The organism is Nocardioides faecalis, assembly GCF_018388425.1.
Classification (GTDB): domain Bacteria; phylum Actinomycetota; class Actinomycetes; order Propionibacteriales; family Nocardioidaceae; genus Nocardioides; species Nocardioides faecalis.
Genome location: NZ_CP074406.1, coordinates 2,841,003 through 2,858,865 on the forward strand (window position 1 = coordinate 2,841,003; position 17,863 = coordinate 2,858,865).

The 17,863-nt window shown below is 72.5% G+C and carries 22 protein-coding genes; 7 read left to right on the top strand and 15 right to left on the bottom strand.

Annotated features, from left to right (window positions below; genetic code table 11):
* Window positions 1-5 precede the first annotated feature (5 nt).
* Entirely contained in the window at window positions 6-1,235 is a 1,230-nt protein-coding gene (locus KG111_RS13270; protein ID WP_205292094.1) for a sensor histidine kinase, read from the top strand.
* Window positions 1,232-1,855, top strand: a complete 624-nt coding sequence (locus KG111_RS13275; RefSeq protein ID WP_205292095.1) for a response regulator — start codon at window positions 1,232-1,234, stop codon at window positions 1,853-1,855. The genes KG111_RS13270 and KG111_RS13275 overlap by 4 nt, the downstream gene beginning before the upstream one ends.
* A 31-nt stretch (window positions 1,856-1,886) precedes the next feature.
* Here the strand turns inward: KG111_RS13275 and KG111_RS13280 are convergent, their stop codons facing one another.
* The 11 genes from KG111_RS13280 to KG111_RS13330 form a co-directional block, all read right to left on the bottom strand.
* Window positions 1,887-2,177, bottom strand: coding sequence for a MoaD/ThiS family protein (locus KG111_RS13280; protein ID WP_205292096.1), 291 nt, complete (start codon window positions 2,175-2,177; stop codon window positions 1,887-1,889).
* A gap of 1 nt (window position 2,178) precedes the next feature.
* Window positions 2,179-2,628, bottom strand: a complete 450-nt coding sequence (locus KG111_RS13285) for a M67 family metallopeptidase (protein ID WP_249666133.1) — start codon at window positions 2,626-2,628, stop codon at window positions 2,179-2,181.
* A 92-nt stretch (window positions 2,629-2,720) separates the two neighbouring features.
* Complete coding sequence (locus KG111_RS13290) at window positions 2,721-3,593, bottom strand: FkbM family methyltransferase (RefSeq protein WP_205292098.1); 873 nt, start codon at window positions 3,591-3,593, stop codon at window positions 2,721-2,723.
* 138 nt (window positions 3,594-3,731) lie between these two features.
* Entirely contained in the window at window positions 3,732-4,673 is a 942-nt protein-coding gene (locus KG111_RS13295; protein WP_205292099.1) for an acyl-CoA desaturase, read from the bottom strand.
* 117 nt (window positions 4,674-4,790) lie between these two features.
* The gene (locus KG111_RS13300) at window positions 4,791-5,384 is read right to left on the bottom strand and encodes a DUF2017 domain-containing protein (protein WP_205292100.1); all 594 of its coding nucleotides are present in this window, start codon (window positions 5,382-5,384) and stop codon (window positions 4,791-4,793) included.
* 5 nt (window positions 5,385-5,389) lie between these two features.
* Window positions 5,390-5,698 carry an ATP-dependent Clp protease adapter ClpS gene (clpS, locus tag KG111_RS13305; protein WP_372440170.1) on the bottom strand — a complete coding sequence of 103 codons (309 nt, stop codon included), beginning with the start codon at window positions 5,696-5,698 and terminating at the stop codon, window positions 5,390-5,392.
* 42 nt (window positions 5,699-5,740) lie between these two features.
* Window positions 5,741-6,280, bottom strand: coding sequence for a DUF1697 domain-containing protein (locus tag KG111_RS13310; protein ID WP_205292101.1), 540 nt, complete (start codon window positions 6,278-6,280; stop codon window positions 5,741-5,743).
* 35 nt (window positions 6,281-6,315) lie between these two features.
* Window positions 6,316-8,079: a DEAD/DEAH box helicase gene (locus tag KG111_RS13315; protein WP_205292102.1), complete on the bottom strand. Its 1,764-nt coding sequence runs from the start codon at window positions 8,077-8,079 to the stop codon at window positions 6,316-6,318.
* Complete coding sequence (locus KG111_RS13320; RefSeq protein ID WP_249666383.1) at window positions 8,076-8,342, bottom strand: DUF3039 domain-containing protein; 267 nt, start codon at window positions 8,340-8,342, stop codon at window positions 8,076-8,078. The genes KG111_RS13315 and KG111_RS13320 overlap by 4 nt, the downstream gene beginning before the upstream one ends.
* A gap of 105 nt (window positions 8,343-8,447) precedes the next feature.
* Complete coding sequence (locus KG111_RS13325; protein WP_205292104.1) at window positions 8,448-9,032, bottom strand: YqgE/AlgH family protein; 585 nt, start codon at window positions 9,030-9,032, stop codon at window positions 8,448-8,450.
* A gap of 172 nt (window positions 9,033-9,204) precedes the next feature.
* Window positions 9,205-9,768, bottom strand: a complete 564-nt coding sequence (locus tag KG111_RS13330; protein ID WP_205292105.1) for a hypothetical protein — start codon at window positions 9,766-9,768, stop codon at window positions 9,205-9,207.
* A gap of 226 nt (window positions 9,769-9,994) precedes the next feature.
* On the opposite strand from KG111_RS13330, the gene KG111_RS13335 reads away from it, so the two are divergent.
* Window positions 9,995-10,714: a TetR/AcrR family transcriptional regulator gene (locus KG111_RS13335; protein ID WP_213449995.1), complete on the top strand. Its 720-nt coding sequence runs from the start codon at window positions 9,995-9,997 to the stop codon at window positions 10,712-10,714.
* Between the two features lie 72 nt (window positions 10,715-10,786).
* Here KG111_RS13335 and KG111_RS13340 read toward each other — a convergent pair whose 3' ends face one another.
* The 3 genes from KG111_RS13340 to KG111_RS13350 form a co-directional block, all read right to left on the bottom strand.
* Window positions 10,787-11,803 (bottom strand): DUF3048 domain-containing protein, encoded by a 1,017-nt coding sequence (locus KG111_RS13340; protein WP_205292133.1) that lies wholly within the window; start codon window positions 11,801-11,803, stop codon window positions 10,787-10,789.
* An 89-nt stretch (window positions 11,804-11,892) separates the two neighbouring features.
* Window positions 11,893-12,663 carry an SDR family NAD(P)-dependent oxidoreductase gene (locus KG111_RS13345; protein ID WP_205292134.1) on the bottom strand — a complete coding sequence of 257 codons (771 nt, stop codon included), beginning with the start codon at window positions 12,661-12,663 and terminating at the stop codon, window positions 11,893-11,895.
* Window positions 12,664-12,756: 93 nt separating this feature from the next.
* Complete coding sequence (locus KG111_RS13350; RefSeq protein ID WP_205292135.1) at window positions 12,757-13,173, bottom strand: HIT family protein; 417 nt, start codon at window positions 13,171-13,173, stop codon at window positions 12,757-12,759.
* Window positions 13,174-13,262: 89 nt separating this feature from the next.
* On the opposite strand from KG111_RS13350, the gene KG111_RS13355 reads away from it, so the two are divergent.
* The 3 genes from KG111_RS13355 (at window position 13,263) to KG111_RS13365 (ending at window position 16,013) form a co-directional block, all read left to right on the top strand.
* Window positions 13,263-14,045 (top strand): thioesterase family protein, encoded by a 783-nt coding sequence (locus KG111_RS13355; protein ID WP_240195932.1) that lies wholly within the window; start codon window positions 13,263-13,265, stop codon window positions 14,043-14,045.
* 96 nt (window positions 14,046-14,141) lie between these two features.
* The gene (locus KG111_RS13360) at window positions 14,142-15,302 is read left to right on the top strand and encodes an LGFP repeat-containing protein (protein ID WP_205292136.1); all 1,161 of its coding nucleotides are present in this window, start codon (window positions 14,142-14,144) and stop codon (window positions 15,300-15,302) included.
* Window positions 15,303-15,356: 54 nt separating this feature from the next.
* On the top strand, window positions 15,357-16,013 hold the full coding sequence (locus KG111_RS13365) for an SDR family oxidoreductase (RefSeq protein ID WP_205292137.1): 657 nt from the start codon (window positions 15,357-15,359) through the stop codon (window positions 16,011-16,013).
* 74 nt (window positions 16,014-16,087) lie between these two features.
* On the opposite strand, the gene KG111_RS18580 is transcribed toward KG111_RS13365, so the two are convergent.
* A complete protein-coding gene (locus KG111_RS18580) occupies window positions 16,088-16,309 on the bottom strand; it encodes a TetR/AcrR family transcriptional regulator (protein ID WP_205292138.1) in 222 nt (73 codons plus the stop codon).
* A gap of 81 nt (window positions 16,310-16,390) precedes the next feature.
* Here KG111_RS18580 and KG111_RS13375 point away from each other — a divergent pair, with 81 nt between their 5' ends.
* Window positions 16,391-17,845, top strand: coding sequence for an MFS transporter (locus KG111_RS13375; protein WP_205292139.1), 1,455 nt, complete (start codon window positions 16,391-16,393; stop codon window positions 17,843-17,845).
* The last annotated feature ends 18 nt before the right edge of the window (window positions 17,846-17,863 follow it).

Below are 17,863 nucleotides of genomic sequence, written 5' to 3' on the forward strand. Positions count from 1 at the left end.
GACGCGTGAGTACCGCCACGGCCGGCGCGCAGGAGCAGCACTGGCTTCGCCACCTGCCGCTGGCGCTGCTGGGGGTGGCCGTCGCGGTGGCGCTGGCCTCCGCCCCGGCGACCGGCGCGGCGTCGCCGGCCGCCCGTCTCCTCGCCCAGCTCGCGCTGGCGGCGGTGACCGCGGCGCTGCTCGCCTGGTGGGCCTACGGACCGACAGCGGGCGGCAGCCCGCTCCGGTTCGTCGTGCGCACCGTGCTCGCCTTCGCGCTGACCGTGCTCAACCCGCTGTTCTGCGTCTTCGCCTGGATCGGGTTCGCCGACGCCGCGGAGGTGTTGCGCGGGCGCTGGGTCTGGGTGGGGTTCGCCGGCACCGCCGCCGCCATGGCCACCGGCCAGTCCGGCGGCCTGCCGATCGGCTCGGCGGGCCACCTCGCCTTCTTCTTCGCCCTGTTCGCGCTGAACTTCGGCCTGGCCGGTGCGATGGGGCGGGCCGCGCTCCAGATGGAGCGGACGAGCACGGACCGCGCCGCGGCGATCGCCGAGCTGGAGCGGGCCAACGCCAGCCTCGAGGAGGCGCTGGCGCGCAACGAGGCCCTGCAGGAGACGGTCGTGGCCCAGGCCCGGGTCGCGGGCGTCCAGGAGGAGCGCCAGCGGCTGGCCCGCGAGATCCACGACACGATCGCGCAGTCGCTGGCCGCGGTGCTCACCCAGCTGCAGGCCGCCGGCGGGGAGGCCGATCCCGGCCCGCGGATCGTGCGCGCCACCGAGCTGACGCGCACCGCGCTCGCCGACGCACGCCGCTCGGTGATGGACCTGTCACCGGCCCCGCTGACCGACGCCGACCTGCCGACGGCGATCGAGGCCGTGGTGCGCACCTTCTCGGCGGCACACCACCCGCTGTGTGCGGACCTCGTGGTGGCCGGCGAGGTCCGCGAGCTGCATCCCGAGGTCGAGACGACGGTGCTCCGCGTGGCCCAGGAGGCGCTGGCCAACGTGGCCCGCCACGCCGGCGCCGCCCGGGTCCTGCTGACCCTGACGTACGACGACGCGGAGCTGATCCTCGACGTCCGCGACGACGGCTCGGGGTTCGAGCCGACGACGGCACCCTCGGCGTCCTCGTTCGGGCTGCGGGGGATGCGCCAGCGTGCCGAACGGCTGGCCGGCGTCCTCGAGGTGGAGACCGAGCCCGGGGCCGGGACCGCGCTCTCGCTGCGCCTGCCCGCCTTGGTGCGAGGCGCCGCATGATCCGGATCCTGGTGGCCGACGACCACCCCGTGGTGCGCGACGGCGTCTCCGCGATGCTGTCCGCGGTAGCCGACTTCGAGGTCGTCGGCCAGGCCGACAGCGGGCCGGCGGCGGTCGAGCTGGCCGCCGCGCTCGACCCGGACGTGGTGGTGATGGACCTCCGGATGCCCGGCGGTGGCGGCGTGGACGCCGTACGCGTCATGCAGGCCCGCGGCCTGCGTGCGGCGGTGCTGGTGCTGACCACCTTCGACACCGACGCCGACACCATGGCCGCCATCGAGGCCGGCGCCACCGGCTACCTGCTCAAGGACGCCCCGGCAGCCACCGTGGTCGCCGCCGTGCGCTCCACCGCCGCGGGCGAGACGGTGCTCTCCCCCACGGTCGCCACCCGGCTCGCCTCGCACGTACGACGCCCGGCGCGCTCCGCGGCGCTGAGTGCGCGGGAGCGGGAGGTGCTGGTGCTCGTGGCGCGCGGCAACTCCAACCGCGCGATCGCCAAGGAGCTGTTCGTGAGCGAGGCGACGGTCAAGACGCACCTGGGCCACGTCTACGAGAAACTCGGCGTCGCGGACCGCGCTGCGGCGGTCGCCGCGGGCTACGAGCGCGGCATCCTGGGCTGAGCCCAGGGCCGCGTCAGGGTGTCCGGGTGCCTCAGGCAGCGCCGCCGGCGACGGCCGGCAGGATGACGACCTGGTCGCCGTCGGAGAGCTCGGCGTCGAGGCTGCCGATGAACCGGACGTCCTCGTCGTTGATGTAGATGTTGACGAAGCGACGCAGCTCGGTGCCGCTGTCCTTGTTCTCCACCAGCCGGTCCTTGATGCCGGGGTGGCCGGCCTCGAGCGAGTCGATGAGCGCGCTCAGGTTGGCGCCCTCGGCGTTGACGGCCTTCTCACCACCGGTGTAGGTGCGCAGGATGGTCGGGATCCGGACCTCGATGGCCATGTCAGCCAGTCTCCTCTGTCGACGTGCTCTCGTTGTCGACGACGATGACCTCTTCCTCGGTCACCACGCCGTCGATGATTCTGTAGGACCTGAACTCCACGGGGCCGGGGTTATTCCCGTGCTCGGTGGTGCTGACCAGCACATAGTGCGCGCCGGGCTCGGCGGCCAGGTTGATGTCGGTCACGCTCGGATACGCCTCGGTGGCGGTGTGCGAGTGGTAGATCACCACCGGCTCCTCGTCCCGGTCGTCCATCTCCCGGTACAGGCGGAGCAGGTCGGTGGAGTCGTACTCGTAGAACGTGGGGCTGCCGGCGGCATTGACCATCTCGATCAGCCGCACCGGGCGGTCGCTGCCGATCGGGCCCGCGACCATTCCGCAGGCCTCGACCGGGTGGTCCCGCTTGGCGTGCTCGACGATGCCGTCGTACGTCGCCTGGTCGATCCTCAACACGCCACCCAGCCTATGGGGTGCGCGCCCAGCGCTGGGCATCGGCCCGGATGCCGCCGCTGCGGCATCCGGCTCGCTGCTGTCGCCCGGCCGGCTCAGTTCCTCTCGACGGGGAGGAAGAGCACGTCGGTCGTGCGCTCGATGGCGCGGAGGTCGATCGGGGCGCCGTCCAGGTCGGTGGCCCGGTAGCCGAGCGCGAGCAGCTCGTCGAGCACGACGAGCTCCTTCTCCCAGTCCGGGTGCCCGGTGCCCCAGCCGATCTCGCAGAGCAGGACCGGGCGGGGCTGCCAGGTGGCGAGCACGCCGAGCAGTCCGCGCAGGACGAGGTACTCCGCGCCCTCGACGTCGATCTTCACCAGGTCGGGCCGCACCTGCAGGCCGAGGCCGTCGAAGCGGCGGATCCGCACCGTCGTCTCGTCCATGTCCTCGGTGGCGCGGTCCGCGATCAGGGTGTTCCACCCCAGGTTGCCCTTCCCCAGCCACATCTGGAAGGAGTCGTCGGTCTCGCCGAGGCCGAACGCGTGCACCGACAGCGCCGCGAGCGGCAGGCCCTCGAGCGTGCGCGGGATGTAGCCGGCGAGTCGCGGAACCGGCTCGAAGAGGTGCACGACGCCCTGGAAGCCGCAGCGCTCGGTGACCACCTTGGTGAAGTACCCGACGTTCCCGCCGATGTCGAACATGACCCCGTCGCGGGGCAGGTAGGGCGCGATCGCGTCCGCCAGCCGCTCGTACGACGCCCGGCGCGGCGCGAAGAACTTCTGCAACGCCTCGAAGCTGGCGTCGCCGGCGCTGACCATCGGCGGCGCCGGCTTGCGGGGCTTGGCGACGGGCGGCGGGGGCGCGGGGATGCCGCCCGGGTAGAGCTGTCCCGCGAGCCACCGGCGTCCGGTGGCCACCAGCTCTGGGGCGCCCCCTCGTCGGAGCGCGGCGCGCACGGCCTGGGGCTTGGTGCGGACGGGACTGTTCATGCGACCTCCGTGGGACGGGGTTGTCACGCTCTCCCCGCGCACCCTAGTCGCCGCGACGGCCCGCCACCGGGGAATCGCCGATCAGATCCCGGATCGCGCCCGGCACCCCCGATCGCCGCTGCGCGGCGAGCCAGGCGCTCAGGCGGCGCGCTTGGCCGCGAGCCGCTCCGGGGTCGGCCAGCGCACGTCGCGCACCCAGCCCAGCTTCTCCATGAGCCAGATGATCCGGGCCGAGGAGTCGAGCTGGAACCGGCCGACGCCGTGCCGCGCGGAGGTGGGGTCGGCGTGGTGCAGGTTGTGCCAGGACTCCCCGCCCGAGGGGATCGCCAGCCACCACACGTTGCCGGAGAAGTCGCGGGAGGCGAAGGGCCGCTCCCCCACGGCGTGGCAGATCGAGTTGATCGACCAGGTGACGTGGTGGATCAGGCCGATCCGCACGACGCTGCCCCAGAAGAACGCGGTGAGGGCGCCCTGCCAGGACCAGGTCAGCGCGAACCCGAGCAGCGGCGGGAGCAGGATCGAGACCAGCACGAACACCCAGAAGTTCCGCGAGATCCGGACCAGGTCGCGGTCCTTGGCGAGGTCGGGGGCGAACTTGTCGATCGGGGTCTGCTCGGGGTCGAAGAGCCAGCCCACGTGTGCCCAGACCAGGCCCTTGGTGAGGCCGCGCAGGTTGTTGCCGTAACGCCACGGCGAGTGCGGGTCGCCGTCCTTGTCGGAGAACTTGTGGTGCTTGCGGTGGTCGGCGACCCAGCGGATGACCGGCCCCTGGACGGCCATCGAGCCGGAGACCGCGAGCGCGATCTTCACCGCCCGGTTCGGCTTGAAGGACTTGTGCGTGAACAGCCGGTGGTAGCCGACGGTGATGCCGTGCAGGGTGATCCCGTACATCACGAACGTGATCGCCACGTCGCTCCAGCCGAGCCAGCCGCCCCAGGCGACGGGCACGGCGGCGAGGATCGCCACGAACGGCACGGCGATGAAGAGCCCCAGGGCGATCCGCTCGGGCCAGGACTGGTGGTCGGCACCCCGCGTCACGCGTGTCGGGGCGGCTGCCGAGCGGTCGTCGATCGCAGTCATCGGTGCTCCATGTTGCCTGTCGAGGTGGGCGGGCGCCCACGCCTGAGCCTAGGCGGTACCCCGCTCGCCTGGGAGCACGCCCCGTGACCCGGGACACCCTGCGGCTGAGGGCACGCGTCAGGCGAGCGCCTGCACGAGGGTCTCCTGCAAGAAGCCGAGCCACTCGTAGATGTGGTGGGCCTGGGCGGCGGGGTCCTCGTCGGGCAGGGAGTACCAGTGGTCCTCGTCGCCCTCCTCGACACCGAGCCGCGTGCCGAGCGCGAGACGCAGGTCGGTGAAGCTGCGCAGCCACACCAGCGCGGTCTCCTGGTCGAGCTCGACGTCGATGGTGAGCTCGTCGTCGCTGGGCTCCGGCGGCAGGCCCGCCTCGTCGAGGGTGTCGATGATGGTCGCGGCGGCGCGGGCCTTGCCGTCGCGCAGCGCACCCTCGGTGAACCGGCGGAACTCTCCGGCGGCCTCCGGGTCCTCGCGGTAGGCGTTGGGGAAGAGCCGCTGCAGCACCGGGTCCTCCGGCGCCGTGGTGGGCCCGGAGAAGTCGAGGAGCGCCTCGAGCGGGTCGCGGTCCACCGCCGTGACGGCGGACTCGTTGTGCAGCAGCTCGACGAGCTGGGCGGCCAGCGAGCGCAGCAGGTCGGCCTCGAACGCCGTGAACGTGGCGTGGACGCGCTTGCTGCGCCGGTGGCGCACGAAGCCGGAGGTCGGTGAGGGCACCGCTCTCACTCGGCCTTCGACAGGGTGGCCCACAGGCCGTACTCGTGCATCGCCTGCACGTCGCGCTCCATCTCCTCGCGGCTGCCGGAGCTGACCGTGGAACGGCCCTCCTCGTGCACCTCGCGCATCAGCTTCTCGGCCTTCCGCTTGCTGTAGCCGAAGTGCTTCTGGAAGACGAAGGTCACGTACGACATCAGGTTGACGGGGTCGTTCCACACGACGGTGACCCAGGGGGTGTCGGCCATCGTGATCTCGTCCGGGATGAGGTCCTGCTGGACTCCCGGATCCACCTCGACAGGGCTCGCGGTCGTCACGGCCCCATGTTCGCACAGGCCGTGAGAGGCACCGGAGGCGCCTCAGCACCACTTCTCGGCGAGGGTGGAGACCACGTTCAGGTTGCGGTTGGTGGCCACCACGCCCAGGGAGCGCTCGACCCGGTAGGGATCGACGTTCCCGGCGACGTAGCCCGCGCCGAGCAGCACGTGCGCGGCACGGTCGCGCACCACGACCTCGTTCACCTCGTCGCTCGCCCCGACCACGGCCTCCACCCGCTCCGGGGTCGGCGCGGACTTGAGCAGGTAGATGTAGTGCCGCTCGAGCGTCGGCCTCGCCTCGCTGAGCTCCCGGGCGTGCGCGGCGATCGCGCGCAGCTCGGCGGGCGTGTAGACGACGGTGGGCACCTCGAAGCCCGTGTGCTGCAGGTACGCCGCCTCCAGCGCCGCCTCGACCTTCGCCCGCGAGCGCAGCGGGATGCTCAGCCGCACGTTGCCGGTGTTGATGTGGGTCGCGACGTCGGTCCCGCCGGCCGCCTCGGTGGCGGCGACGATGTCGGCCTTGGGGAACTTCCGCTTCGCGCCGAGGTTGATGGCGCGCAGGAACGCGACGTAGGTGGGCATGAAGCGAGTGTCGTGCACCCCGCCGACACGTGTCCTCAGGAGGACTTGCGCACCGCCCACTCGCGGATCCGGTCGATCCGCTTCTGCAGCTGCTCGGCGTTGGCGACCGCGGCCGCCGGTCCGCCGCACTCCTTGCGCAGGCTGGCGTGGATGACGCCGTGCGGCTGGTTCGTGCGGTGGTGCCAGGACCCGACGAGCCCGTTGAGCTCGCGGCGCAGCAGGGCGAGGTGCTCGTGCGTGGTGACGTCGGCCAGCGAGTCCGCAGGCCGCTCCGCAGCGGTCTCCTGCTTCGGCTTGCGCCGATCGGCCTGCCGCTGCTGCAGCAGGGCGCGGACCTGGCCGGGCTCGAGCAGGCCGGGGATGCCGAGGAAGTCCATCTCCTCCTCCGAGCCGACCTTGACCTCGCCCTCGTGGCCGAACTGCGCGCCGTCGTACACGGCGTGGTCGAAGCGGGCCTCCGAGCCCAGGGCCTCGAAGGGCAGCGAGTCGAGGTCGTCGGAGGCGGCGTCCCCGGCGTTGGCCGCGGCGAGCAGGTCGTTCTCGGCGGCGAAGATGTCGTCGTCGCTGCTCACCTTGCGCTTGAGCACGTGGTCGCGCTGCTTCTCCAGCTCCGCGGCGAAGGTGAGCAGGTTCGGCGCCGAGGGCAGGAAGACCGAGGCGATCTCGCCCCGGGTCCGGGCGCGCACGAAGCGGCCGACGGCCTGGGCGAAGAAGAGCGGCGTCGAGGTGGTCGTCGCCCAGACACCGACGGCCAGCCGAGGCACGTCGACGCCCTCGGAGACCATCCGCACCGCCACCATCCAGCGGGAGTCGCCGGCGCTGAACTCGGAGATCTTCTTCGACGAGGCCTTCTCGTCGGAGAGCACCACGGTCGCGCCCTCGCCGGTGATCGCGCGCAGCAGCTTGGCGTAGGCCCGCGCGTGCTCCTGGTCGCTGGCGATCACCAGTCCCCCGGCGTCCGGCACGTGCCGACGCACCTCCGAGAGCCGCTTGTCGGCGGCCGCCAGCACCGAGGGCATCCAGGAGCCCTTCGGGTCGAGCGCGGTGCGCAGCGCCTGGGAGGTCATGTCCTTGGTCAGCGGGTCGCCGAGGCTGGCCACCACCTCGTCACCGGCGCGGGTGCGCCACTGCATCTGGCCCGAGTAGGCCAGGAACAGCACCGGACGCACCACGTGGTCGGCCAGCGCCTCGGCGTAGCCGTAGGTGTAGTCCGCCACCGAGGCCGGGACGCCGTCCGGGCCGGGGGCGTAGGTGACGAACGGGATCGGGTTGATGTCGGAGCGGAACGGCGTCCCGGTCAGCGCGAGACGACGCGCGGCGGGCTCGAACGCCTCGCGGACGCCCTCGCCCCAGCTCAGCGAGTCACCGGCGTGGTGGATCTCGTCGAGGATCACCAGCGTCCGGAACCGCTCCGTGCGGATGCGCAGGGCCAGCGGGTTGACCCCGACGCCGGCGTAGGTGACCGCGACGCCGACGTAGTCGCTGGAGATCTTGCCCTTGCCGGCGGCGTACGTCGGGTCGATGGGGATCCCGGCCCGCGCGGCGGCCTCGGCCCACTGCATCTTCAGGTGCTCGGTGGGCGCGACGATGATCAGCCGGTCCACGATGCGCCGCCCGAGCAGCTCGGAGGCCACGGTGAGCGCGAAGGTGGTCTTCCCGGCGCCGGGGGTGGCGACGGCGAGGTAGTCGCGCGGGTTGCGGGTGAGGTAGTCGGAGAGCGCAGCCGACTGCCAGGCGCGCAGCGACGGCGCGGTGCCCCAGGCGGCTCGCTCCGGCCAGGCCGGACCGAGTGAGGTCATGCGTTCGGACCGGACCCCTGGCCGGGGGTGTCGTCGGACATCGACTCCCAGACCTCCTTGCAGTCCGGGCAGACCGGGAACTTCTCCGGCGCCCGGCTCGGCACCCAGACCTTGCCGCACAGCGCGACGACGGGGGTGCCCATGACCATGGCCTCGGTGAGCTTGTCCTTGTCCACGTAGTGGGAGAACCGCTCGTGGTCACCCTCGTCGGTCGGGACGGTCCTCCGGTCCTCGCGGACGTCGGTGTCTGTCGAGAATCCGATCGTGGTCACGCGCCCCACTCTAGTCACCACCGGGCGACCTCCGGCATCGCCGGCGACCCCACCCGGTGCCCCGGTGTGACCTGAGCGGGGTCCTCCGGCGAGGCCTCAGTTGAGGTCGGGGTCCGCGGGCCGGGTGGCGTGGAAGGCGAGGTCCCCGGGCTGGCGGCGCAGCACCCGACGCCACAGCCCACCGGCCTCCTCACCGAAGGCGTCGTCGGGCTCGCCGGGTACGACGTACCAGGTGCCCTCGGCGACCTCGGCCTCGAGCTGGCCGGCGCCCCAGCCGGCGTACCCGGCAAAGATGCGCAGCCGGTCCACGGTGCCGGCGACGAGCTCGTGGGGGGTGTCCAGGTCCAGCAGGCCGACGCGGCCCCAGAGCCGCTGGAAGCCTGCGGCGTGCTCGCCACCGGGAGCGGCGAGCGCGACGGCGAGCGCGCCGTCGGTGGAGACCGGGCCGCCCTGGAACAGCACCTCCGGCTCCTCCACGACGTCACCCCACTCCCCCAGCACGGCGGAGACGGGCAGCGCCGTGGGCCGGTTGAGGACGACCCCGAGCGCGCCGTCGTCGTTCACGTCGAGCAGCAGCACGACCGTGTCGGCGAAGTTGGGGTCCAACAGGCCGGGCGTGGCCAGAAGGAGCCGACCCGGTGCGAGGTCGGCGGGACCGAGGGGGCTCGCCGCACTGGACATGCCTCCATCATCCACCCGACGCGGCGCCCGAGCCATGGTCACCCCGGGGGCCCGGACGTGGCACAGCCCCGGCCCCGGCAGGAGGGAGGGAGTGCCGGGACCGGGGCTGCGTGGAGGGAGCCGGCGCTGGGAGGGAGGCGCGCCGGGTCCGTGGACGGTGGGCTGGGTCGCCTCAGGCGGCGACGAACGCGCGCAGGCGCTCCAGCAGCGAGCCGCGGGGCTGCGGCTCGACGGCGTCGGCAGGGTCGGCGAAGGCGACGTCGGGGGCGATCGGCGGCAGCTCGCGGTGCAGCTCGCGGGCCCGCTCCTCGAGCACGGCGCCGACGCGGCGCGCGCCTTCGCCGGAGATGGAGGCGCGTCCGGCGTTGACGGCGAGCAGGTGGCGCTCCTTGGCCGTGGCGGCCCTCATGGCGCGGGCCATGGCGTCGCTGGTGGGCTCGTCGCGGTAGTGGTCCAGGATCAGCCGCACGCCGGGCAGCAGGTGCGCGGTGTTGCTCCACGCGATGGCGACGGCCTCGTCGAGGTTCATCGGCTGGTGCGCCAGCATCGCCTCGATCTGTCCGGCCAGGCGGGTGTGCCACTTGAGGGTGAGGGCGCCCAGGAGGTCGAGCTCGTCGGCGAAGGTCTCCGTGACGCCGTCGACGTCCATGGGCAGCAGGCCGTCGCGGCGCACGGCCGAGGCGGCGATCACGGCGCGAAGGGTCTCGCCGCGGGAGTGGTAGGCCTTCCAGGTCATGGTCAGCTCCTCGTGGGTTCGTGCTGCAGGTCGCACGCAGCACGGTCGCTGCGGTCGAGGTCTTGCGGTGGGCCGGGTCGGACCGTCGGTATCCAACATACCTTGGGTACGTACTTCGAGTATGGAGCAAACCGCGGGTATGCCAAACGCGGATCCGCGTGATCCCGCCCACTGCGCCGCGTGACCGCTGTCACCTCTGAGCCTCGGACTTCCCTATGCTGGCTGCGTGACGAAGGCGTCGGTGTCGAAGTTGGTCCCCAAGGTCCCGGGCGGCAGCCTGCGTGCGTCGTACTCGGCCTCGACGAAGCGCGCGCTCGTGGACGTGGCCGAGAAGCTCTTCGCCGAGAAGGGCTACGCAGCCACCTCCCTCGACGCGATCGTCGCCGGGGCGCGGGTCACCAAGGGCGCGCTCTACCACCACTTCGCCGGCAAGCAGGCGCTCTTCGAGGCCGTCTTCGAGCGCGTCGAGCAGGAGTCCTCGAAGCGGATCCAGAAGGCGCTGCGCAGCGAGCGCGACCCGTGGGAGAAGGCCCTGAAGGGGCTGCGGTCCTTCCTCGAGGTCGTGCAGGAGAACCGGTACCGCCGGATCGTCATCCAGGACGGCCCCGCCGTGCTCGGCTACGAGCGCTACCGCGAGCAGGAGGAGCGCTCGACGTTCGCCAACATCGTCGAGATCGTCCGGGGCACGCTCGAGGCCGGCGACTGGGAGCTCGACGAGGACATGCTGCAGACCTTCGCGCGGATCTTCTTCGGCGCGATGTCCTCGGCCGGGGAGTCCGTGGCCACGGCCGACGACCCCGAGGCGGCAGCACGCCGGGTGGAAGGGGCGATCGGCTTCCTGCTCGCCGGTGTGCAGAGCCTGGTCTCCCAGGGCCTCGACCTCTCCGACGCGCTGATGACCGTGCGCGTCACCGGTGCCGACAACGACGGCGGCGCGCAGGCCTGAGGCCTGCGCGCCGCCTGTTCACGCTGGAGTCACGCGCGCCTCACGCGCGCCTCACGCGCGCCTCGACCTTGCTCACTTGCCGAAGGTGACCGAGCCGCCGGCGGAGTCGACCGGGACGAGCTCGATCCAGACCTTGCCGGCCGGCACCTTCAGCGTGCCCTCCGCGGTGGTCAGCTTCAGCGGCGAGCTGAGCTTCTTCTTCGACCACTCGCCCTCGACGACGGTGCCGTTGTGGAACAGCTGGGCCTGCCCGCCGCCACGGAACCGGCTCTCGGGCACGAAGTTGCCCGCCGGGTCGCGGTAGCCCGCGTCGACCACGTCGACGCGCAGCACGAGGACCGTGTCCGGCTTGAACCGGTCACCCTCGGCCGCGAACGAGTTGGTGTTGACGTACGTGCCGTTCTTGAACTGCCAGTTCGTGGTGTGCCTGCCGAAGTCGGCGGCGATGGTCGTCGCCACCGCCCCCTCGGGCAGGTCCTGCGGCGTGCCCCACGGGAGGTAGTCGGCGGGCCGCTCGTTCTTGCCGTCCTCGGCGGCCTTGCCGACCGCGGCCAGGCTGGTGAACAGGTTGTACGGCGCGTAGCGACCCTGCTTGCGGAAGTAGCCCGGACCGCCCTCGGTGAAGAACTTCACGCCGGCCTCGTCGAGCCGGCCGATGGTCGGGGCCGCGGCGCCGCTCGCGGCGATCACGGCGTCGACCGGGGTGACGATGCCGATGTCGCTGGCGCGCATCGACCGCACCGGGCCGATCTCCTTGGGCAGCCGCGAGTAGTAGAACGCCGCCAGGCGGGTGATGCCGCCCTCGACGAGCTCCTCCACGACCATGTCCGCCTTGCCGAGGCCGACCTGCGGCGCGCTGGACTTGGAGTTGTCGATCTTGGCGACCACCACCGGGTGGTCCAGCTCGACCTCGGTGTCGGTCTCCTCGCCCGTCAGCGGCCAGGTGGCGGGCACCTCGGGCTCGGGCGCCGACGAGGTCTCTCCCGACGCGGGCTTCTTCTCCTCCTCTCCTCCACCGCAGCCGGTGAGCACCAGGCTCAGCGCGAGGAGGGAGGCGGGCAGGGCAGAGCGGAGGATCGACGTACGCACGCCGCCAGTGTGGACCATGGGGGCCTGATGCGACGAAGCCGCTCCCGCGTGTCGCGGGAGCGGCTCGTCAGGCACGGCAGGCGCTGCGATCAGGTGCCCAGCGAGACGCCGCCGTCGACGTAGATCGTCTGGCCGGTGATGTACGACGACTCGTCGGCCGACAGGAACGTGACCGCGGCGGCGATGTCCTCGGGGTAGCCGATCCGGCGCACCGGGTTGGCCTCGGCGTTGAGCTTGAAGAACTCGTCGGGCTCCATCTTCAGCCGCACCGCGGTGGCCTCGGTCATCTCGGTGACGATGAAGCCGGGGGCGACCGCGTTGACGTTGATGCCGAACGGGCCGAGCTCGATGCCGAGGGTGCGGGTGAAGCCCTGGATGCCCATCTTGGCCGCGGAGTAGTTGGCCTGGCCGCGGTTGCCCAGCGCGGAGACGCTGGAGATGTTCACGATCTTGCCGTAGCGCTGCTCGACGAAGTGCTTCTGAGCGGCCTTGGACATCAAGAACGCGCCCTTGAGGTGCACGCCCATGACAAGGTCCCAGTCCTCCTCGGTCATCTTGAACAGCAGGTTGTCGCGGGTGATGCCGGCGTTGTTCACCAGCACGTGGATGCCGCCGAGCTCGCTGACCACGCGCTCGACGGCGGCCTCGACCGAGGCGCCGTCGGACACGTTCGCGCCGACGCCGATCGCCTTCGCGCCCTCGACCAGCGGCAGCCGGGCGGCGGCCTCGGCGGCGGCGGACTCGTCGAGGTCGACGATCGCCACCGACGCACCCTCCTCGGCGAACCGGGTGGCGGTGCCGAACCCGATGCCCCGCGCGGAACCGGTGATGACGGCGATACGCCCGTCGAAACGACCCATGTGTGCTTCCCTCTCACTCGGTGCTGCTCACCCGGAGCGCCCGGGCGACATCGGGGGCAGCCTACGCGGAGCGCACCCGCCCGGGGCCGGTCCTCACACAGCGGGCAGGGCTGCGCGCAGCCGGGCCGCGTGCTCGGCGGCCTCGCCGTCGCCGTACTTGCGGCGGGGCCAGAAGAAGCCGCGCAGGCCGTCGCCCTTCGTGCGCGGCACCACGTGCAGGTGCAGGTGCGGCACGGACTGGCTGACGGTGTTGTTGATCGCCACGAAGCTGCCCTGGGCGCCGAGCCCGTCGACGACCGCGGCGGCCAGCCGCTGGGCCGCGACCAGGAACGGCTCGCGCAGCCCGGCGGGCAGGTCCGGCAGGGTCGCGACGTGGGTGCGGGGCACCAGCAGCACGTGGCCCTTGAAGACCGGGCGGCGGTCCAGGAAGGCCACCAGGTCCGGCTCGTCGAGCACCATCTCGGCCGCGGCGTCACCGGCGACGATCGCGCAGAACACGCACTCGGTCATGGGCTCACCCTAGGCAGCCGCCCCCTCCCCCGGGCGCCTCCACCGCAGCGGCCTCGGGCCACAATGGCGCCTTTCGCGAGACAGGGAGCATGAACGCCGTGGCCTACTGGCACCGCACCGCAGCACACACCTTCACCCCCACCGAGCACGTCGGCGGCGCCTGGGACCTTCGCACCCAGCACATCGCTCCCGCGCTCGGGGTGCTCGCGCACGAGGTGGAGCGCGACCGCGACCGGCGGCGCGGAGCGGACCTGGTGATCAGCCGGCTCTCCTACGACATCCTCGGCACCGTCCCGCTCGCCGCCATCGACGTCGAGGTCGAGGTCCTGCGTCCCGGCCGCACGATCGAGCTCGTCCAGGCGACCGCACGCAGCGAGGGCCGCGCGGTGGTCGTGCTGCGCGCCTGGCTCACCGAGCCGTACGACACCGCGGCGCTGGCGGGCACCGCGGTCGAGCCGATCCCCGGGCCCGAGCAGACTCCGCCGTGGGACATGGCCGGCCTGTGGCGAGGAGGGTTCATCGCGTCGATCGAGGCGCGTCGTACCGAGCACGCCCCGGGCCGGGCGAGCGCCTGGTTCCGTACGCCGCACGCCCTGGTCGCCGACGAGGAGGTCAGCCGCTTCGCTGCGACCGCCGGGATGATCGACGTCAGCAACGGCACCGCGGTGCGGGCCGACCCGGCGAAGGTCGCGTTCCCGAACCTCGACGTGACCGCGCACTTCCACCGCCACCCGGTCGGCGAGTGGGTCGGCCTGGACGTCACGGTCACCTTCGGCGCCACCGGCATGGGCCTGACCTCGGCCGTGCTGCACGACGAGCAGGGCCCGGTCGGCATCGTCGCGCAGACCCTCACGGTGCGCCCACCCGCCTGACCGAGCCAGGGCCGGGTGGGCGGATGGGGCTGGAGGGAAGGTTGGGGCGGTCCCTTAACCTGTCGCCACCTCGGACTCTCGGACCCAAGGAGCAATGTGCCGTCGACCTCGTGGCCCCGTCTCGTGCCCCGACTCGCCCTGACCCTCGCCACCACCGGTCTCGTCCTCGCCGTCGCGGCGGCCCTGCTGCCGCCTCCGCCGGCCTCGGCGGCGAGGGCCACCGCGCTGAAGCTGAGCAGCACCGCCGCCGACTTCCGCTCCGGTGAAGAGGTGTTCCTGCGGGTCGAGGCGCGCCGCGGCGGTCGAGCGATCGCCAAGGTCAAGATCCGTGTCCTGTCCCGCACCGGCAACGGCTCCTGGCGCGAGGTCGCGCGGAAGACGACCGGCTCCGGCGGCACGGTGGTCGTCTCGGACCGGCCCAGCCGCACGACGACCTATCGCGCGGTGACCGTCGAGCGCAAGGTCGGCTCCCGCAGCATCAAGGTCGCCCGCACCACGCGCGCCCGGACGTTGGCGCAACGCCAGGAGGCCCTGGCGCAGGTGACCGGCCGGGCGCGCGGCGCGGCCGTCACGACGCGTCGCCTCGGGTCCCAGGTCGTCTACCAGCGGCACGCCCGCGCCGTGGTGGCCCAGGTCGGGAGCTCCACCTGGCTGGTCCGCGGCCGGATGCTGAAGGCCTACCTCCGCAAGGGCGGCGTCGAGGGCCGCCTGGGCGCGCCCGTGGTCGACATGCGCTGCGGGCTGCTCGAGGGTGCGTGTGTGCAGCGCTTCCAGAACGGCGCCATCTACCTGAACAACAAGGCCCGCAAGAAGGTGGCGGTCGCCTACGGCCGCACCAAGGCCACCCCGATCCTCGCCGCGGCGCTGTCCCAGCGCGGCTACCGGGAGCCGACGTACCGGGGCAGCAAGTACGGCAAGTGGGTGGGCAGCAAGCAGCCCTGGTGCGGGATCTTCCTCGCCTGGGCCAGCCACGCCAGCGGCAGCGGGGACGCGATCCCGCGGGCCAAGAGCTTCCCCGCGATGATCTCCAAGGTCCGGGCCCGCGGCCAGGTCCGCAGCGCCCCGAAGGTCGGCCGCATCGCCTTCATCGGCAGCACCCCGCACCACGCCGTGCTCATCCTCGCGGTGCGCCAGAACACGATCGTGACCCTGGAGGGCAACGTCGGCACCCGAGGCGGCGCCGGGCACCCGCGCGGGGTGCGCAAGTTGGTCCGCCCGCTGTCCTCGGTGAAGTTCTACGCCGAGCCCAGGCTGTGACCGGCGGTCGCTGACCCGCCGCTGGAGACCTTGGCCGCTCCGTACGGTGGAGGCATGCGTATCGCTGTCGTCGGAGGAAACGGGAACATCGCCCGCCTGCTGCACCCCCTTCTCGTCGAGGCCGGGCACACCCCGGTGGCGCTGGTGCGCCGCGAGGAGCAGCGGCCCGGCCTGGAGGCGCTCGGCGCCGAGGTCGCGCTGCTCGACATCGAGGCGTCCGACGAGGACGCCTTCGTCGAGGCGCTGCGCGGTGCGGACGCGGTGGTGTTCAGCGCCGGCGGCGGCCCCGACGGCAACGTCGAGCGCAAGCGGACCGTCGACCTGGAGGGGTCGCTGAAGTCGATCGCCGCCGCCGAGCGGCTCGGCATCCGCCGGTTCCTGCAGGTCTCGGCCATCGACGTCGACTCCCCCGTTCCCGCCGAGGCCGGCGAGGTCTGGGCGGCGTACGTCGCCGCGAAGCGCGACTCCGACGCCGCGCTGCGCGCCAGCGGGCTGGACTGGACCATCCTGCGTCCCGGCCGGCTGGTCGACACCGAGGGCACGGGCAGGGTCGCCCTCGGAGACGACGTGCCCCGCGGCGACGTGCCGCGCGCCGACGTCGCGGCCGTGCTGGCGGGCGTCCTCGAGCGCCCGGAGACCTACGGCAAGCAGTGGAACCTGGTCGGCGGCGACGTGCCCGTGACCGAGGCCATCACCCGCGCGGCGGGCTGACGCTCCCCTCGCCCGGCTCACCGCGGACCAGCAGGTCGAGCACCGCCTCGATCAACGGGGCGAGCTCGGCCTCGTCAGCTCCTCGGCAGGTGCGTCCGCGAGCAGCTGGCCGAACGGGGACTCCCGTTGCCCGACCGCCTCGAGGAGCAGCGCCCCTTCGACCCGAAGTACCGGTAGACGAGCGCCTGGTTCACGCCCGCCTCCGCCGCGATCATCTGGGTGCTCACCCCGTGACTCCCGTGCTCGGCGACCAGGCGCCGTGCGGCGTCGAGGAGGTCGGCGCGGGTGCGCGGCACACGACGTCGATACCGAGATGGTTGCCGCTGTCATCTATTCTGCTCAAGTATTTGACTGACTACTTACTTGAGAACGGTTCGATGACACTCACCTCCGACGTACCGGCGCCCACGGCCCCCACCCCGGGCCGGACCGCCTCGCACCCCACCGCGGTGCTCCTGGTGCTCTCGCTGTCCACCTTCGCCATCGTCGTGATGCAGAGCATGGTGATGCCGAGCCTGGCGAACATCTCCGCCGCGCTCGACGTCACCACCGTGCAGGGCTCCTGGTTGATCACCGCCAACCTGCTGGCCGCCGCCGTCTTCACGCCACTGTTCGGCTCGCTCGGCGACGCGCTGGGCCGCAAGCGGATCCTGCTGGTGGTGCTCGCCCTGACCACCCTGGGCTCGGTCGTCGTCGCCACCGCGGGCGGCCTCGGCGTCGCGCTCGTCGGACGGGTCCTGCAGGGCACGGGCATGGCCGCGATGCCGCTGGCGATCGGCGTGATCCGCTCGGTCTTCCCCGCCGAGAAGGTGCCCTCCAGCGTGGCGCTCCTCTCCGCGCTCACCGGCGTCGGCGCCGGCGCCGGCCTGCTCTTCTCCGGCCTGCTGCTCAAGGCCGGCATGAGCGGTCAGGGCATGTTCTGGCTGGCCGCCCTCGTCACCGCCGGCGGCTTCGTCGGAGCCGCGACCCTGATCCACCTCGCCGAGCACCAGCGCACCGACTTCCACCTCGACGTCGCCGGGCTGCTCACCCTCAGCGGCGGCCTCGTGTGCCTGGTGCTGGGCATCAACCGCGGCCCCGAGTGGGGCTGGACCTCCGGCTCGGTGCTCGGCCTGTTCGCCGGCTCGGTGGTGCTGCTGGCAGCCTGGCTGTTCAGCGCAGGCAGGGCCAAGCAGCCGCTGGTCGACATCACGATGATGCGTCACCCGGTCGTGCTCGTCAGCAACCTGACCGCCTTCATCCTCGGCGCGGGCATGTTCAGCGCCTTCGTGCTGGTCATCCAGTGGGTCCAGACCCCCGGCGCCGTGGGCTACGGCTTCGGCACCGACGCCCTCGGCGCGGGCCTGACCCTGCTGCCGCTGACCCTGGGCACGCTGGTCGCCGCCGCCGCGGTCTCCGCGCTGATCAAGCGGGTCGGCCCCAAGTGGCCGCTGGTGCTCGGCGCGGCCGTGGCCACCCTGACCTACGTCTTCATGCTCGTCTGGCACACCGAGCACTGGCACTTCTACGTCGCCGCCGGCCTGATGGGCCTGGGGCTGGGCCTGTCCATGGGCGCCATCCCGACGCTGCTCAACAACAGCGTCGCGCCGGAGCAGACCAGCATCGTCAACGGCGTCAACGCCACGCTGCGCTCCATCGGCGGCTCGATCGGCACCACGGTGGCCAGCGCCATCCTGGCCGCACACGCGATGGAGACACTGCCCCTGCCGACCGAGAACGGCTACCTGGTGGCGTTCGCGGTCTCGGGCGGCATCTGCGCGCTGGCCGTGGTGGCGGCCCTGCTGCTGCCCTACCGGCACCAGCGCACGGCCCCGGAGGGCATCCTGGCCTGACCCCGCCGGCCTTGACGG

Excerpts from the sequence above, each read along its gene's own strand:
- KG111_RS13275 (WP_205292095.1), top strand. The coding sequence starts at position 1,232 with ATGATCCGGATCCTGGTGGCCGACGACCACCCCGTGGTGCGCGACGGC.
- KG111_RS13280 (WP_205292096.1), bottom strand. The coding sequence starts at position 2,177 with ATGGCCATCGAGGTCCGGATCCCGACCATCCTGCGCACCTACACCGGT.
- KG111_RS13290 (WP_205292098.1), bottom strand. The coding sequence starts at position 3,593 with ATGAACAGTCCCGTCCGCACCAAGCCCCAGGCCGTGCGCGCCGCGCTC.
- KG111_RS13295 (WP_205292099.1), bottom strand. The coding sequence starts at position 4,673 with ATGACTGCGATCGACGACCGCTCGGCAGCCGCCCCGACACGCGTGACG.
- KG111_RS13310 (WP_205292101.1), bottom strand. The coding sequence starts at position 6,280 with ATGCCCACCTACGTCGCGTTCCTGCGCGCCATCAACCTCGGCGCGAAG.
- KG111_RS13315 (WP_205292102.1), bottom strand. The coding sequence starts at position 8,079 with ATGACCTCACTCGGTCCGGCCTGGCCGGAGCGAGCCGCCTGGGGCACC.
- KG111_RS13325 (WP_205292104.1), bottom strand. The coding sequence starts at position 9,032 with ATGTCCAGTGCGGCGAGCCCCCTCGGTCCCGCCGACCTCGCACCGGGT.
- KG111_RS13330 (WP_205292105.1), bottom strand. The coding sequence starts at position 9,768 with ATGACCTGGAAGGCCTACCACTCCCGCGGCGAGACCCTTCGCGCCGTG.
- KG111_RS13345 (WP_205292134.1), bottom strand. The coding sequence starts at position 12,663 with ATGGGTCGTTTCGACGGGCGTATCGCCGTCATCACCGGTTCCGCGCGG.
- KG111_RS13350 (WP_205292135.1), bottom strand. The coding sequence starts at position 13,173 with ATGACCGAGTGCGTGTTCTGCGCGATCGTCGCCGGTGACGCCGCGGCC.
- KG111_RS13355 (WP_240195932.1), top strand. The coding sequence starts at position 13,263 with ATGAACGCCGTGGCCTACTGGCACCGCACCGCAGCACACACCTTCACC.
- KG111_RS13365 (WP_205292137.1), top strand. The coding sequence starts at position 15,357 with ATGCGTATCGCTGTCGTCGGAGGAAACGGGAACATCGCCCGCCTGCTG.
- KG111_RS13375 (WP_205292139.1), top strand. The coding sequence starts at position 16,391 with ATGACACTCACCTCCGACGTACCGGCGCCCACGGCCCCCACCCCGGGC.